The 14,713-nt window shown below is 61.2% G+C and carries 10 protein-coding genes and 2 pseudogenes; all 12 read left to right on the forward strand.

Annotation, left to right across the window (positions count from 1 at the left end):
• The first annotated feature begins 244 nt into the window (after nt 1-244).
• The 12 genes and pseudogenes from kdpF to M0654_RS20135 all read left to right on the forward strand — a co-directional run bounded on the left by kdpF (nt 245) and on the right by M0654_RS20135 (nt 14,385).
• Nucleotides 245-337 carry a K(+)-transporting ATPase subunit F gene (gene kdpF / locus M0654_RS20085; RefSeq protein ID WP_248684599.1) on the forward strand — a complete coding sequence of 31 codons (93 nt, stop codon included), beginning with the start codon at nt 245-247 and terminating at the stop codon, nt 335-337.
• 14 nt (nt 338-351) lie between these two features.
• Nucleotides 352-2,061 (forward strand): potassium-transporting ATPase subunit KdpA, encoded by a 1,710-nt coding sequence (kdpA, locus tag M0654_RS20090; RefSeq protein ID WP_248684600.1) that lies wholly within the window; start codon nt 352-354, stop codon nt 2,059-2,061.
• Nucleotides 2,062-2,071: 10 nt separating this feature from the next.
• Complete coding sequence (gene kdpB, locus M0654_RS20095; protein ID WP_248684601.1) at nt 2,072-4,108, forward strand: potassium-transporting ATPase subunit KdpB; 2,037 nt, start codon at nt 2,072-2,074, stop codon at nt 4,106-4,108.
• A 2-nt stretch (nt 4,109-4,110) separates the two neighbouring features.
• On the forward strand, nt 4,111-4,680 hold the full coding sequence (kdpC, locus tag M0654_RS20100) for a potassium-transporting ATPase subunit KdpC (protein WP_248684602.1): 570 nt from the start codon (nt 4,111-4,113) through the stop codon (nt 4,678-4,680).
• A 7-nt stretch (nt 4,681-4,687) separates the two neighbouring features.
• Nucleotides 4,688-7,378, forward strand: coding sequence for a sensor histidine kinase (locus tag M0654_RS20105; protein ID WP_248684603.1), 2,691 nt, complete (start codon nt 4,688-4,690; stop codon nt 7,376-7,378).
• Nucleotides 7,375-8,064: a response regulator gene (locus M0654_RS20110; RefSeq protein ID WP_248684604.1), complete on the forward strand. Its 690-nt coding sequence runs from the start codon at nt 7,375-7,377 to the stop codon at nt 8,062-8,064. The genes M0654_RS20105 and M0654_RS20110 overlap by 4 nt, the downstream gene beginning before the upstream one ends.
• Nucleotides 8,065-8,183: 119 nt before the next feature.
• Nucleotides 8,184-8,536: pseudogene (locus tag M0654_RS20115) on the forward strand (integrase); the annotation flags it as partial.
• A gap of 9 nt (nt 8,537-8,545) precedes the next feature.
• A complete protein-coding gene (locus tag M0654_RS22965; RefSeq protein WP_390920921.1) occupies nt 8,546-8,704 on the forward strand; it encodes a GAF domain-containing protein in 159 nt (52 codons plus the stop codon).
• 7 nt (nt 8,705-8,711) lie between these two features.
• Nucleotides 8,712-9,440 (forward strand): annotated as a pseudogene (locus tag M0654_RS20120) (EAL domain-containing protein); the annotation flags it as partial.
• Between the two features lie 459 nt (nt 9,441-9,899).
• Nucleotides 9,900-11,996, forward strand: a complete 2,097-nt coding sequence (locus M0654_RS20125) for a TonB-dependent siderophore receptor (RefSeq protein ID WP_248684606.1) — start codon at nt 9,900-9,902, stop codon at nt 11,994-11,996.
• Between the two features lie 5 nt (nt 11,997-12,001).
• Nucleotides 12,002-13,243 carry an MFS transporter gene (locus M0654_RS20130; protein WP_248684607.1) on the forward strand — a complete coding sequence of 414 codons (1,242 nt, stop codon included), beginning with the start codon at nt 12,002-12,004 and terminating at the stop codon, nt 13,241-13,243.
• Nucleotides 13,244-13,317: 74 nt separating this feature from the next.
• Nucleotides 13,318-14,385: a DUF2218 domain-containing protein gene (locus tag M0654_RS20135; RefSeq protein ID WP_248684608.1), complete on the forward strand. Its 1,068-nt coding sequence runs from the start codon at nt 13,318-13,320 to the stop codon at nt 14,383-14,385.
• The last annotated feature ends 328 nt before the right edge of the window (nt 14,386-14,713 follow it).

Here is a 14,713-nt window from a genome sequence, read left to right on the forward strand (position 1 = left end):
GCTCCAACGGCACAAGACACTGCCCGCTGCTGTGGCGATAATCTGCCGTCCAGATGCATCTTTATCTTTTCTTTATTCTCCTCCCACGTCTTCCCAATCGAAGCCTTACCCGAAGCGGACCTAATACTTCTCCTGTATCAACAGGAGACCCGGACATGTCCGACCTACTTTTTATCGCGCTAGGCTCTAGTACGCTTGTCGTGCTGGCACTGTATGCCCGCGCGCTCGCCAGGCTGTGAGGGCAATGCAAATGCTTGAGCCCCTCTTCGGCCTCTTCGTCGCCGCTGCCCTTGGCATCTATCTCGTCGTGACGCTGCTGCGTCCCGAGCGTTTCTGATCGGGAGTAGAGCCATGACTCTTATTGGATGGCTGCAGATCAGCCTCCTCTTCCTCGCCGTCCTTCTCGTTATCAAGCCCCTCGGCCTCTACATGGCGCGGGTATTTTCCGGTGAGCGGATCTTCCTGTCCCCCGTGCTCGGGCGTGTCGAGCGCGACCTTTACCGCGTGAGCGGCATTAACCCCGAGAAGGAGCAGAGCTGGCTCGGCTACACCTTCGCCATGCTCGCGTTTTCGCTCGTCGGCTTCCTGGCGCTCTACGCCATGCTGCGGCTGCAGGCCTATCTGCCATTGAACCCTCAAGGCTTTCCCGGCGTCCCGGCCGATCTCGCCTTCAACACGGCAGTCTCGTTCGTCACCAACACCAACTGGCAGAACTACGGCGGCGAAACCACGCTCAGCCACTTCTCCCAGATGGCCGGCCTCACCGTACAGAATTTCCTATCGGCTGCAACCGGCATGGCGCTTGCCGTCGCCATCACCCGCGCGCTTGCCCGCTCCAAGGTTGCGACGCTCGGCAATTTCTGGGTCGACATGACGCGGGCCACGCTCTACGTGCTGCTGCCGCTCGCCATCGTCGTCGCACTTGCCTTCGTCGCCATGGGCCTGCCTCAGACGCTAGATGCCTCGGTGACGGCCACCACCCTGGAAGGCGCCAATCAGGTGATCTCGCTCGGCCCCGTCGCGTCTCAGGAAGCGATCAAGCAGCTCGGCACCAATGGCGGCGGCTTCTTCAACGTCAATGCCGCGCATCCCTTCGAGAACCCGACCGCTTGGTCGAATTACCTCAACATCTTCGCCATGCTGTCGATCTCGGCGGCTCTCGTCTATTCGTTCGGCCAGATGGTCGGAAACCGCAAGCAGGGCTGGGCGCTGATCTCGGCCATGGCGATCCTCCTGATCGCAGGCGTCGGCTTGACCTACTGGGCAGAGTCCCAGGGCAATACCATCCTGACGGCGATCGGCGTTGATCCCACACTCGGCAACATGGAAGGCAAGGAAGTCCGCTTCGGCCAAGCCATGACGGCACTCTATGCGGCCGTGACCACCGGCCTTTCGGATGGTGGCGTCAATAGTATGCACGGCTCGTTTACGGGGATCGGCGGTCTCGTGCCGATGTTCCTTATGCAACTTGGCGAAGTGCTGCCGGGTGGTGTCGGTTCCGGGCTTTACGGCATGCTGGTCTTCGCCTTGCTCTCCGTCTTCGTCGCTGGCCTGATGGTCGGACGCACGCCGGAATTCCTTGGCAAGAAGATCGAGGGCCGCGAGATGAAATTCGCCATGCTGGCCGTGCTCATCCTGCCGCTGGTCATTCTCGGCTTCACCGCCGTTTCGGCCATGCTGCCCTTCGCGGTGGCGAGCATCGGCACGGCAGGCCCGCACGGCCTCTCGGAAATCCTGTATGCCTATACCTCGACCGCCGGCAATAACGGCTCGGCCTTCGGCGGCCTCACCGGCAACACGGTCTGGTACAACACGGCGCTTGGGCTCGCCATGCTGCTCGGCCGCTTCGCCTATGTCGTACCGGTCATGGCGATCGCCGGATCGCTAGCCGCCAAGGTGAAGTCGCCGGCCTCCGCTGGCACCTTCCCAACGGATGGTCCGCTCTTCGTCGGCCTGCTCATCGGCATCATCCTCATTCTCGGCGGCCTGCAGTTTCTGCCCGCGCTGGTGCTCGGCCCGATCGTCGAACACTTCGCCATGCTTGCCGGCCAGACCTTCTAAAGGACCCATCATGTCAAAAGACCATAAAGCCTCCGGTCTTCTCGACCCGGCGATCTTGTATCCGGCGATGCGCGATGCCGTCGTCAAGCTCGATCCGCGCCAACTCATGCGCAACCCGGTCATCTTCGTCACCGAGATCGTCGCCGTCATTGTGACCATCCTCTTCATCCGCGACCTCACTGTGAACCCCGGTGAGGCCGGCTTCTCCGGCCAGATCGCCGCCTGGCTCTGGTCCACGGTGCTTTTCGCCACCTTCGCCGAAGCGGTGGCGGAAGGCCGGGGCCGCGCCCAAGCCGACAGCCTGAAAAAGACCAAATCCGAACTCGTTGCCCGCCGGCTTGGCGCCAATGGAAAAACGGAGACGATTGCGGCCTCCAGCCTCATGGTCGGCGATATTGTGCTGGTCGCGGCCGGCGAACTGATCCCAGGCGATGGCCAAGTGATCGAGGGTGTCGCCTCGGTCAACGAAAGCGCCATCACCGGTGAATCCGCTCCGGTCATTCGCGAATCCGGTGGGGACCGTTCGGCCGTCACCGGCGGCACGCAGGTGCTCTCCGACGAGATCAAGGTCAAGATCACCGTCCAACCCGGCTCCTCCTTCGTCGATCGCATGATCGCGCTGATCGAAGGCGCCCAGCGCCAGAAGACGCCCAACGAGATCGCGCTGTCGATCCTGCTCTCGGGCTTGACGCTGATCTTCCTCTTCGTCTGCGTCGCCATTTGGGGTCTTGCCGGCTATTCCGGCACGGTGCTGTCGGTCACGGTGCTGGCAGCCCTGCTGGTCACGCTGATCCCGACCACGATCGGCGGCCTGTTGTCTGCCATCGGCATTGCCGGCATGGATCGCCTGGTGCGCTTTAACGTGATCGCCACCTCCGGCCGCGCGGTCGAGGCCGCCGGCGACGTCGACACGCTGCTCCTGGACAAGACAGGCACCATCACCTTCGGCAACCGCATGGCCAGCGACTTCCTCGCGCCGCCAGGTGTTACCCCGACGCAACTGGCCGAAGCCGCACTCATCGCCTCGCTCTCGGACGAGACCCCGGAAGGGCGCTCGGTGGTGGCACTCGCCACCGGCGAGTTCGGCGTGCCCATGCCGAAGGCCGAGTTTGATGCCGTGATCGGCTTTACCGCCGAAACCCGTCTCTCGGGCGTCGATATCGGTCAGCGCCGCCTGCGCAAGGGCGCCGTTGATGCGGTGCTGAAATTCGCCGGCCTGACGGAACAGGATGCACCGGCCGAATTTCGCCGCGCCGTCGATCAGGTTGCCCGTACCGGCGGTACGCCGCTAGGTGTCGCCGATGGCGACCGCCTGCTCGGCGTCATCCACCTCAAGGACGTGGTGAAGCCCGGCATCAAGGAACGCTTCGCCGCACTCCGCGCCATGGGCATCCGCACGGTCATGGTGACGGGCGACAATCCGGTCACGGCCGCGGCCATCGCATCGGAAGCCGGCGTCGACGATTTCCTCGCCCAGGCAACTCCGGAGGACAAGCTCGCCTATATCAGGCGCGAGCAGCAGGGCGGCCGTCTCATCGCCATGTGCGGCGACGGCACCAACGATGCGCCGGCCCTTGCCCAGGCCGATGTCGGGGTCGCCATGCAGACCGGCACCCAAGCCGCCCGCGAGGCCGCCAACATGGTGGATCTCGATTCCAGCCCGACCAAGCTGATCGAAATCGTCGAGATCGGTAAGCAGCTCCTGATGACGCGTGGCTCGCTCACCACCTTCTCGATCGCCAATGATGTGGCCAAATACTTCGCCATCATCCCGGCGCTGTTCGTCGCGACCTATCCCGCCCTTGAAGCCCTCAACGTCATGGGCCTCGCATCGCCGCAATCAGCCATCCTGTCGGCCGTCATCTTCAATGCGCTGATCATCGTGGCACTCATTCCGCTTGCCCTGAAGGGGGTGACCTATCGCCCGGCGGGTGCCGCATCGCTTCTGCGTCGAAACCTGCTGGTCTATGGCGTCGGCGGTCTCATCCTGCCGTTTGCCGGGATCAAGGTCATCGACATCGCCGTCAGCGCTCTCCATCTGGTGTAATCATGCTCAACCAACTCAGACCCGCCCTCACCCTGGTCGTCGTCTTCACTGCTCTCCTCGGCCTTGCCTTTCCGCTTTCCATCACCAGCGTCGCCCAGGCTGTCATGCCGGCCAAATCCAATGGCAGCTTGATCGAGCGGGACGGCAAGGTCGTCGGTTCGACCTTGATCGGCCAGGCCTTCACCTCCGACCGCTACTTCTGGCCGCGCCCCTCCGCGACCGGCCCCGACGCCTACAACGCCGGGGCATCCTCCGGCTCGAACCTCGGCACGACCTCGGTCAAGCTGAAGGATCGTGTGACTGCCGATGTCGGAAGGCTGGCAGGAGCCGGCATTACACAGCCGGTTCCGGGCGATGCCGTCACGACCTCGGGTTCCGGCCTCGACCCGCATGTCTCGCCCGCCTTTGCGGAGGCGCAGGTGGCCCGTGTCGCACAGGCGAGGGGACTTCAACCCTCGGCCGTCGCTGCCCTTGTCGAGCAGGCGACCGAAAAACCCGACTTCGGCGTTATCGGCGAAGCCCGTGTGAATGTGCTAGAGCTCAACCTGGCGCTCGACGCTCAGGACTGGTGAAAACCTGATGGCGGATGACGACCGCAGGGACGAAAGGCGTCCCGATCCCGATGCATTGCTTGCCCTGGCGGAGAAAGACCGCCGGGGCAAGCTTACTGTTTTTTTGGGCGCCGCCCCTGGCGTCGGCAAGACCTATGCAATGCTGTCGCGTGCCCGGCGGCTCAATGCCGATGGCAGCGACGTCGTTGTCGGCCTGGTCGAAACCCATGGGCGCAGCGAAACGGCGGACCTGCTCGACGGGCTCGAGATCCTGCCGCGCCGGCGTGTGGCCCATCGCGGACGAATGCTGGAGGAATTCGATCTCGACGTGGCCCTTGCACGCCGGCCGCGGATCATCATCGTCGACGAGCTCGCCCACTCCAACCCGGAAGAAAGCCGCCATCCCAAACGCTACCAGGACATCGAGGAACTGATTGCAGCCGGCATCGACGTCTGGACGGCGTTGAACATCCAGCATCTCGAAAGCCTCGCCGATCTCGTCGCTCAGATCACCGGCGTCACCGTGCGCGAACGGGTGCCCGACGTCGTGCTCAAGCGCGCCGACGAGGTTTTGCTGGTCGATCTCGCCCCGTCTGAACTCATCGAGCGCTTGAAGGACGGCAAGGTCTACCTGCCTGAAAGCGCCAACCGCGCCGTCGACCGTTTCTTCCGCCTCGGAAACCTGACGGCGCTGCGGGAACTGGCGCTCCGCCGTACCGCCGACCGTGTCGACGACCAGATGGTCGATTATCTCAAGCAGAACGCCATCGACGGCCCCTGGGCGACGGGCGAACGGCTGCTCGTCTGCGTCGGTTCGGACGCGCTCTCGGAAAAGGTCGTGCGGGTCGCAAGCCGTCTAGCCGCGGGCCTCAACGCGCCCTGGCTGGTAGTGTCGATCGAGCGCGCCGACCGGGAGGTCGAGACGCCCGAACGGCTGCAGCGTATCGAGACGCTCTTCCGGCTCGCCGAACAGCTGGGCGCGGAAACGCGCCGCGTCATCGGCAATGATTTTGTCGAGGAGATCCTCAAAGTCGCCCGTCGCGAGCACGCGACCCAGATCGTGATTGGCACCCGAAAGCGGAGCCGCTGGCAGAAGCTCGTGACCCGATCGCTGCCGGACGCCCTGTCGCGCGGCGCGTCGGGCCTGGGCATTCACATCGTCACCCCCGACACCGCGACGCGCGAAATACGCCGTGCCGCATTAAGCATGCCGAAGGCCACCTCGCTCAGGCAGTCTGCATTCTCGGCCGTTGGCTTCGTTGCGCTCACCGCCCTGATCGGCAAGGGTATAGGCCTCTTCGTCGATCTGCCCAACATCTCGCTCCTGTTCCTGCTGGCGGTCCTGGGCGCGTCGGTGACGGGCGGATATGTGGCGGCCTTCCTGGCTGCAGCCCTGTCGGCGCTCGCCTACAATTTCCTCTTCATCGACCCGGTCCATACTTTCACCATCGCTGCCCCGCACGAAGTCTTCGCGCTCTTCGTCTTCTTCGCAGTCGCGATGATCGCAGGCGGTTTTGCCTCGCGCATCCACGAACAGGCGGAGGTGGCAAAGGTGCGGGCGACGGCCCTGCAGTCGCTTTTCGACTTCTCGCGCAAGCTCGCGAGCACCGCCAAGGGCGATGATGCGATCTGGCTCGCCGTTTCGCAATTGCAGGCGAGCCTCAAGCGCAAGGTCGTGTTGCTCGTGCCGCGCAAGAATGATCTCAGCGTCGCCGCCGCCTGGCCGCCGGATACCGAGCTCGACGTGACCGATCTGACGGCCGCCCGCTGGACCCATGATAAGCGCGAGCCCGCCGGCCATGGCACCGGCACGCTGCCCAACAGCCGCTTCGAGTTCCGCCCTCTGCTGGGACCCCATGGCATTGTCGGGGTCTGCGGCATAGAACACACGGACGACCGGCTCGATCAGAATGCCGAACGATCGCTCACCGCCATCCTCGACCAGACGGCGATCGCGCTCGATCGGGCGCGCCTCGCCGACGAGACCGTCGAGCAAGCCGCAAGGCTGGAAGGCGAACGCTACCGAGAAGCGCTTCTCTCTTCCATCTCCCACGATCTGCGCACCCCGCTCGCGACGATCACTGGTGCCGTCACGGGTCTCCGCCAGCTGGGTGAGCGGATGACGCCGGAAAATCGCGACGATCTCCTGCAGTCGATCGAGGAGGAAAGCGGCCGCATGAGCCGCTTCGTTGCCAATCTTCTTGACATGACAAGGATCGAGGCCGGCACGCTGAAGCCGAAACAGGACTGGGTGAATGTCGCCGATGTCGTGCAGTCCGCCGTCGAGCGTACACGCAAGCACGCGCTCGGCCGCATCATCGAAACCGGCATAGCCGCTGACCTGCCGCTAATCCGCGGCGACAGCGTGCTGATCGGCCAGGTCCTCTTCAACCTACTCGACAACGCCGTGAAATACGGAGGTGAGGAACCGATCAACGTCTATGCTCGCCGTGATGGCAAGGATGTGCTGATCTCGGTCACCGATCTCGGCAAAGGCATCCCGCCGGAGGATCTGGACCGCATCTTCGAGAAGTTCTATCGCAGGGGTAAACCGGATGGGCGCGCACCGGGCACAGGGCTCGGCCTTTCCATCGCCCGAGGCTTCGTGGAGGCCATGGGCGGCAGGATCCATGCCGAAAGTCCGGCCTTGAAGAAGAAAGGCACGCGGATCGTCATGCGCTTTCCAGCATCCAATGAACCGAGGGCCGGCGTAAAATGAACCAGCCCCGCATTCTGGTTGTCGATGACGAGCCGCAGATCCAGCGGTTCCTCAAACCCTCGCTGATGGCCGCAGGCTACGAAGTTGTCGAAGCCGGCACGGGGGCAGAAGCATTAAAAGCCGTGGCCACGCAGGCGCCCGATCTCGTCATCCTCGATCTCGGCCTGCCGGACATGGACGGCAAGGAGGTCATCGCGAGCCTCCGGGGATGGTCGGACATCCCGATCGTCATCCTCTCAGCCCGCGACCGCGAAAGCGAAAAGATCGCAGCCCTTGACTTCGGCGCCGACGATTATGTCGAAAAGCCTTTTGGCATTGGCGAACTCACGGCCCGCATCCGCAGCGCCCTTCGTCACCGAGGATGCCGCGATGCAATCCCCAGAGTCACGGAAATCGACGGCCTGACGATCGATCCAATCAAGCGCCTCGTCTCGCGCGGCGGCTTCACCGTGCACCTGACGCCGAAGGAATATGATCTGCTCCTGCTGCTCGCACGCCACGCCGGCCGCGTCGTAACCCACCGAACCCTGCTCACATCCGTCTGGGGCCCTGCCCATGGCGACGACCTGCACTACCTGCGCGTCTTCATCGGCCAGCTCCGCCAGAAGATCGAACGCGACCCGACACAACCGAGCATCGTGCGAACGGAACCGGGCGTGGGCTATAGAATGGCTGAGCAGGAGTGACGTCGCTCTCGCGCCGCATGTATGTCACTCGTAACGGCAATACAACTGACAAGCTGACGAGCAGGGTGAGGAAGCTTTCGCGTTATTCCTGCGGCCATGGTGGCCATAGGAGAATTGAAATGGGTATCTCACAATATGATCCTGCCGCACTGGGTCGACCGGCTTGGAACGCGGGCAAGCAAGTCGGCGTAAAGAAGCCCCCGAAGCAGCGCCAGATCTGGGCGGTTCGCTTCTTCCTCGACCGTGAGGGTAGGATCGAGACCAGGCGCTTTTCGATCTTGCCATCGACAGCAAGCTCCGCGGCTGCGATCTGGTAAAGCTGAAGATCGGCACACTCGTCACCGGCCATGACATTCGAACTCGGGCGGTGGTCGTCCAGCAGAAGACTGGGCGACCCGTGCAGTTCGAGATCACGACCGAGGTTAGAGCTAGTTTGCTTGCCTGGCTTCAACGAAGGGGAGGAACAGTCGATGTGCTTGGCGTGAGCGGCATCCGCTTTTATGCGGGGGCGCCGCTCGTGACGCGCGAGGGATACTGTCTTGGCGCCCTTTGCGTCTTGGGAACGGAACCAAGGAAAAGCTCTGACGCAGAGATAACTGCTCTAAAAGACCTCGCCTCTATGGTGATGTCAGCAAACTGATCAGCTCCGCATTGTTGTGCAGCCTCGGGTCGATCTTGCCTCCGGGAAAACGGTTTCTGCTGAAGCGCTACTTCGTTGGCGACACCCTGAGCTTGGTGAGATCTCGCCAGCAGAGTTCGTGCCTGTCATCGAGAACACCGCGTTGGCATGGCCGATGACCAAGTGGGTGCTGGCAACAGCCTGCAATCAGCTCGGGGAGTGGCGGAGGCAAGGGATTGCCTTGACACTTTCTGTCAACCTAGCAGCCAGTAACCTGAAAGAAGACGTCGTCGGTGAGCTTCTCTCGAACCTGTCATTGAATGATCTTCCTCCAGGATCCCTGGAGGTCGAGCTGACGGAAACATCACTAATGCAGGACAGCGCTCAGGTTCTAGCAAAACTCGACGAAATGGTCGAACTTGGTGTCAACCTTGCCATCGACGACTTCGGCACGGGCTACAGCAGCCTGTCTTATCTCCAACGGCTCCCTGTCAGCGTCGTCAAGATTGATCGATCCTTTATAAGGGCACTTGGCGACGGCTCCCGTGAGCAGAAGCTTGTGCACTCTATGATCAAGCTTTCCCACGAGATGGGCTACCGCGTTGTAGCCGAGGGCATTGAAGCTCCCGAGGCTGCCGAGCTTCTGCGCGTCATGGGCTGTGACGAGGGCCAGGGTTACCTGTTCTCAAGACCGCTTGAAGTCGCCGACTTTGGAGATCTGTTGGCAGCCGGTCATCCAACGGCCTCTGCTGCCTGAGCAACGCCTGGCCTAGCCGAACTCTTCGCAAACCAAGCGCCGGATGCTGATGGCGAGGTGGTAGGTTTGGGAATCTACCGACTGTTGCCCGATCCGAGCGTCCCATTGTTCGCGCAGATTTCAGCTTTTCCAGCTCACGTGCCCCAAGCTGCCATTCCGCTCCCGGCGCCCTTCGGACCCAAATGGGCCAGGTGCTTGATCTGCCACTTTTATCAGCTGGCCTGCATCCGAAGTAAGATTGGGTCGAAGGTTTGTCCGCTCAATGCGGAGGCCACCGCAGCTTTGCGCCAAATCCGGTCATTGCTCGCTCGGTAGGTTCGTGAATGCGTCAGCCACGGCTAGATGGAAACTGTGCCATATTGGTGACACCAAGGTCAGACTCGTTACTTGCATCGCAACCATACTTGACTCGAATAATCATCTTTGAGAACTGCCAGTAGATTTTTGGTGGGGCTCACAATGGTAACGATCAATTCGGCACTTCGACATCACAAGCTAAGCTTTATTGCAGGAGCATCCCTCGCTTTGCAGGCGGGGCTTGGTGTTGCGCAGGATGCCCAGACGGAACTGGAGACTATCGTCCTGGAGGCTGAAAGCGATGCCATCCTTGTTCAGGAAGGTTACGTGGGCAAGACGGACCGGATCGGGACGAAGACAGACACACCGCTGGTCGAGCTACCGCAGTCTGTGTCAGTGGTGACGCAGGATCAGATCGAGGACCAGAGGCCTCGAACGCTGAACGAAGCGCTGACTTATACAGCGGGTGCCAACCCGAACACCTTCGGTTTCGACACGCGCTACGACGCCTTTTATTTGCGAGGCTTCCCGGCTTACTACAACGGCATGTTCCGCGACGGGCTCCGGCAGTTTAACGGCCCTTCCGCATGGCTGCGGACAGAGCCCTATGGCCTTGAAGGCATCACCGTTCTCAAGGGGCCGGCGTCCTCCCTCTACGGCGTCAGCGGTCCCGGCGGCATCGTCAACATGGTAACCAAGCGCCCGAAGGACGAGGCGTTCCGTGAGATCGAAGCCGGCATCGGCCAGGACAACCGCTACCAGGCCGGCATTGATTTGTCGGGTCCCGTCAGTGAAGACGAGTCGCTTCTTTACCGGCTCACGGCGATGGGCCGAAAGAGTGACACGGAGCTGGCCGGATATCCGGATGACAAGTTCTATATCGCGCCGGCCTTCACCTGGAAGCCTGACGAGGACACCAAGTTCACGATCCTGACGGAATATTCCAAGGCTCATACCGGCGGCACCGCCTTCTTTTACCAGCCTGTCTACGGCGAGGTGACCGATATCTATGGCGGCGATCCTGGCTGGAATGACTTCGATCAGACCCAGGGGCGCATCGGTTACGAGTTCGAGCACCGGCTGAACGAGGTCGTGACGCTACGACAGAACCTGCGTTTCAGCGCTGTCGATTCTGATCTTCAGTACAGCGGCCTCTATGGTGCGGTTCCGACGCGCTACTGGGGTTACTATGAAGAGGACATGAAGAACTTCGCTGTCGACAACGTGGCGCAGTTCGAGTTCGATACAGGCTCCGTCAGCCATACGGCCGTGGCGGGTGTTGACTACAACTGGTCCGATTATTCCGCCTACAGCGCCGTCTCCTACACCACGCTTGCTGACCTCGAAGTCGCGAACCCGCCGTTCTCCGGTAGCCAGAAGAGCAATATGGTCGGCATCTACCTCCACGACCAGATGAAGTGGGACGACCTAACGCTGTTTGCGAGCGCACGGTATGACTGGGTCAATACGATCGCGATCGACAGCGGGTTCGCGAGGACGGAGCAGACGGACAGTGGCTTCTCCGGGCGGATCGGCCTTTCGTATCGCACCGAATTGGGGCTCATCCCCTATGCCAGTTATTCGACGTCGTTCTCGCCTAATGTCGGCTTTGTCTACGATGACCCGAGCACCAACGATAATCGCGTCGCCGATCCCACGATCGGCAAACAGAAGGAGATTGGTGTCAAGTATGAGGTTCCTGACACCAATGCAGTGCTGAGCGCGGCTGTCTTCGACATCGACCAGAAGGACGGCGTCGTTTTCGACACGTCGAGCGGCATCAACAAGCAGGTCCAGCGTGACCTTAACTCACGTGGTATCGAGCTTGAGGCCACCGCCTCCTTCGACAACGGATTCAGCCTAGTCGCATCCTACACTTACATGCGCATGAAGATCGAGAGGGGTGCGGCCGGCACGGAAGGCAACGAGCTTTCGGCTACGCCGAACCATATTGCCGCACTTTGGGGACACTATCTCGTTGAAACGGGGCCGCTTCAGGGACTCGGGATGGGGGCTGGTCTGCGTTACGTCGGCAAGAGCTACGGTGACGACGAGAACAGCTTTGTCAACGGCGCCCGCGTCTTTGCCGATGCCGCGATCTCTTACGACTTCGGCTACCGCAACCCTGATCTTCAAGGCCTGACGCTGCAGGTCAACGCCAAGAACCTGTTCGACACGAAGAAGCCGATGTGCTCGGCGGGCTCATGTTACTGGGACGAGGGCCGCACCATCTATGGTAGCCTCCGCTACCGGTTCTGATGGCGATGACGAAGGTACAGAAACCGGGGACGCTACTTGCTGGCATTACCGGCCTCTACATTGCTCAGAGCGTCATCGGCGGGGTCACCTGGACGAGCCTTCCCGCCGTCATGCGCGAGGCGGGCGTTTCCCTTGATCGGATCGGGCTCGTCTCGCTGATTGCCCTGCCTTGGGTGCTTAAATTCCTATGGGCCCCTATGGTCGAGCGCTACCGCCTGCCCAGGAATGGCGGCAATCGCTCCGGAACGATCGTCATCTTCGGTGGCCTGGCCTCGGCGGTCGGCGTGATCGCTGCAGGTGTGTTGGATCCCGCCAACTGGATGTCGCTGTTTGCCGTTCTGGTCGTCGTTGCCTTCGCCGCCTCGACCGTCGATATCGCCTGCGATGGCTTTGCCGTGCAAAGCCTGGCCCAGAAACACCATGGTTGGGCGAATGCAGCACAAGTTGGTGGGGCCTATTTGGGATCCGCCGTGGGTGGAGGGCTTTTCCTCTACCTCGTTGGCACGTCGAGTTGGCAGATCGCCGCCTGGTCCATGGCGGCCCTTGTCGTGCTTCTCGGCCTGCCGTTTCTGTTTGTCGCAGCCAGGGTGCCGACGGAGCAAAGCCGCGAGCACGTGCCGTCACTTCTCCACTCGCTACGGCGGCCAGCCTTACGACAGGGTCTCTTCGCGGCCGCCATCTTCGTTGTCGCTCTCAAAGTTTCACTTGGGATGATCGGGCCGTTCCTTGTTGATGCAGGCGTCGATCTGGCCACCATCGGTATACTCAATGGCACCGGAAGCCTCGTCATCGGCTCGGCCGCAGCGATCTTCGGAGGGGCATGCGTCAGAGCATGGGGAACCAAGCCAGTGCTGATCCTTGCGCTGATACTGCAGGCGTCATTGCTGTCGCTTCTCGCAGTGTCCCGCATAACAGAAGCGCTCCCGGTCTCAGTCATCATGATTATCGCAATCGCCAGCAGCTCAGGTGTAATGGCGTTCGGATTTGTGGCCCTCTACGCACAGTTCATGCGCTTGTCCGATTCCCGCCAGGCGGGTGTCGACTTCACGCTGTTTCAGTGCGCGGATGCGGCGGTGAGCATTGTAGGTGGCGTGATAGCAGGTCAGATCGCCGAAGTTCTCGGCTACGGTATCTTCTTTTCTGCAGCCGCCGCCCTGGCATTGGGCGCAGTGCCATTCATTGCGAAGGTAGCGACGCAAGAGAGCTACAGCTTGAGTGTTTCGGATGACGCCCATGTAGCGCCCTAATCTGAAAGATCGACGTTCAGCTAGGACAAAGCGCGAAGGCGCTCCTTATTTTGAGGCTCTTCAGGATACCAGTCATGGATACAATGCAAACCTACAGGCTTTCCGGCATTGCCGTACCGATGGACCCGCAGTCTATGCTTGAAGAAATCTGCGAGCATTTTGTTGAGCACTCTGACGTGCAACGGACGGAAAAGTCAGCACTCCTGAAGAACGACATCGGAACGGCGGATATCAAGCTTGCTGATCAGCGGCTGTTGATTGAGCTGGCTTGCCCATCGGAGGAGGCGCTGCATCTCACCCGCAACATGATTGCGGAGCACCTTTTCTACTTCGCCAATGAGGAGCCGTTCGAGCTTACCTGGGTGAATGCAGCAGAGGTTTCGAGGTTGCCGAATTTACATGAGGCTACCGTCGTTTCGGCTGAAGACGTGACACCACGTATGCGCCGGGTGAAAGTCGCTTGTCAGGACGTCACGCCGTTCATCGGTGGCGATGTCCATGTTCGCGTTCTTGTCCCCCCGAAAGGAAGGTCGCCAGTTTGGCCAGGTCTAGGCGATGATGGGCGCATAGCATGGCCAGAGGGTGAGGACGAGATAACGGCACGCGTCTACACCATACGTGCGGTTGATCCTGACCGCCGAGAATTGTGGATAGACTTCCTCCAGCATCCTGCTCCAGGAGTGACGACTCCGGGTGCTGACTTTGCTCGCGACGCACGACCTGGAGACAAGATAGCTTTGATCGGGCCTGGCGGAAGCCTTCCGAAGGCCGACAACCTGCTTCTCGCTGGTGACGAGACTGCTCTTCCGGCGATCGCACGCATCGCCGCCGAAGCTCCTGCTGGATGCTCCATTAAGGCAATCATTGAGGTTGAAGACGAGGACGAGGAGCAGCCACTATCAAGCAAGGCTGCGATCGAGGTCAACTGGCTGCACCGTAAGACCTATAGCGAAGAGGAATGGGACAGGTTCCAGCGCACGGTCAAGTCGGCAATTGCCGCAAGCACGCCAGGAACCTACACCTGGGTAGCGTGCGAGAAGACCGACGCCCGTGCTATACGCTCGCATCTCAAGGAACGGGGCCAAGACCGCAAGAGCCAGAGCGTGGCCTGGTATTGGGAGCGTGGGAAAGCGTCTCACTAACAAAAGCGGTCTGGATGCGCTTATCGCTGACCCAACCCCGGCTTCACTCGCTTTCTTTGAACATGATAAAGAGTAGGTCTCACCCTCATTGCTCTGTCCGCTTTGGGCCGACTGCGGACTTCCGCGTCAAGGTGTCCGCCTTAGCAGATGGGACAGAGGGAGAGCAGCCACCAACCGCGGTTCGTCCAACCCCGGCGGCTTAAGCTATTTGCTCACCAGCGGAATCTGTGACGCGCGGAGCTATACAAGGGCAGGGGTCGTAGGTTCGATACCTTTCAAGAGAGCGAAAGCACATCCTCAGGGTCTCTGGAGATTGAAAGCTAAACGC

The sequence above is a fragment of the Neorhizobium turbinariae genome, from assembly GCF_023223505.1.
Lineage (GTDB): Bacteria > Pseudomonadota > Alphaproteobacteria > Rhizobiales > Rhizobiaceae > Neorhizobium > Neorhizobium turbinariae.

Excerpts from the sequence above, each read along its gene's own strand:
- kdpF (WP_248684599.1), top strand. The coding sequence starts at position 245 with ATGCAAATGCTTGAGCCCCTCTTCGGCCTCTTCGTCGCCGCTGCCCTT.
- kdpA (WP_248684600.1), top strand. The coding sequence starts at position 352 with ATGACTCTTATTGGATGGCTGCAGATCAGCCTCCTCTTCCTCGCCGTC.
- kdpB (WP_248684601.1), top strand. The coding sequence starts at position 2,072 with ATGTCAAAAGACCATAAAGCCTCCGGTCTTCTCGACCCGGCGATCTTG.
- kdpC (WP_248684602.1), top strand. The coding sequence starts at position 4,111 with ATGCTCAACCAACTCAGACCCGCCCTCACCCTGGTCGTCGTCTTCACT.
- M0654_RS20105 (WP_248684603.1), top strand. The coding sequence starts at position 4,688 with ATGGCGGATGACGACCGCAGGGACGAAAGGCGTCCCGATCCCGATGCA.
- M0654_RS20110 (WP_248684604.1), top strand. The coding sequence starts at position 7,375 with ATGAACCAGCCCCGCATTCTGGTTGTCGATGACGAGCCGCAGATCCAG.
- M0654_RS20125 (WP_248684606.1), top strand. The coding sequence starts at position 9,900 with ATGGTAACGATCAATTCGGCACTTCGACATCACAAGCTAAGCTTTATT.
- M0654_RS20130 (WP_248684607.1), top strand. The coding sequence starts at position 12,002 with ATGACGAAGGTACAGAAACCGGGGACGCTACTTGCTGGCATTACCGGC.
- M0654_RS20135 (WP_248684608.1), top strand. The coding sequence starts at position 13,318 with ATGGATACAATGCAAACCTACAGGCTTTCCGGCATTGCCGTACCGATG.